Source organism: Actinoallomurus acaciae, from assembly GCF_042429965.1.
Classification (GTDB): Bacteria; Actinomycetota; Actinomycetes; order Streptosporangiales; family Streptosporangiaceae; genus Actinoallomurus; species Actinoallomurus acaciae.
In genome coordinates this window covers 1-803 of the sequence record NZ_JBHLZP010001201.1, presented here as the reverse complement: position 1 = coordinate 803, position 803 = coordinate 1, and the positions used below count along the sequence as shown (strand labels likewise).

The window sequence follows — 803 nt, the reverse complement described above, 5'->3', positions numbered from 1 at the left end:
GCCGGGTACGACCGCGCGGCCGACGTGGCCGCCGACGACTCGGTGCCGAGCATCTCCAGCCATCACGTCGCGGCGCAGGTCGCCGCGGTCGCGACCACGATCCGCGGCCGCAACCCGGCCGAGCTGACCGAGCCCGAGCTGATCGGCGCGGGCGGCCGCCTGTCCACCATCAAGCTCGACGGAGAGCAGCGCGGCCGGCTCGTGGCCGAGGTCCTGGAGACCGCGCTCACCTGGGCGGACGCTACCGGGGAGGCGCCACGGAGCGGCACGCTGTTCGACGCGGCGCTCACCGAACGCGCCCTGCGCGCCCGGCTGGAGGAGACCTACCGTGCGCTGGCCCGACTCGCCGACACCCCGGCCGAACGCCACGCCCTCGTCATCCGCGCCAACGCCGCGCGTCCGAGGACGCTGATCTGATGGCCGCGACGACCGAAGAGCGGGCCTGCCCGGTCTGTGACCTGCCGGTGTTCCCGGGCGAGGACTACTGCGAGGCGTGCGGCCACCGCCTCGACGCGCCCGTCCCCCACTGCCCGGGCTGCGGCGGCACCACGATCAGCGACGGCTACTGCGAGCAGTGCGGGCTGCGCCAGCCCGACGGCACCGACCACGTCGAGGTGGAGATCACCGGGGCGGCGGGGGTGAGCGACCGTGGCCTGCGGCACAGCCGCAACGAGGACGCGATGGCGCTGGCCGCCACCGCCGACGGCGTGGCCGCCGTCGTGTGCGACGGGGTCTCCTCCTCCAGCCGGCCCGAGGACGCCTCCCGCGTCGCCGCCGACACCGCGCCCGGCGCGCTGGCGGTG

General features: G+C 76.3%; 1 protein-coding gene and 1 pseudogene. Both read left to right on the top strand.

Annotation, left to right across the window (positions count from 1 at the left end; all coding sequences use genetic code 11):
* Positions 1-417 (top strand): tetratricopeptide repeat protein (locus ACFFNX_RS51625; RefSeq protein WP_378213846.1); only part of this gene is annotated, 417 nt, incomplete at its 5' end.
* A pseudogene (locus ACFFNX_RS51620) lies at positions 417-803 on the top strand (serine/threonine protein phosphatase); the annotation flags it as partial. The gene ACFFNX_RS51625 and the pseudogene ACFFNX_RS51620, both read left to right, overlap by 1 nt.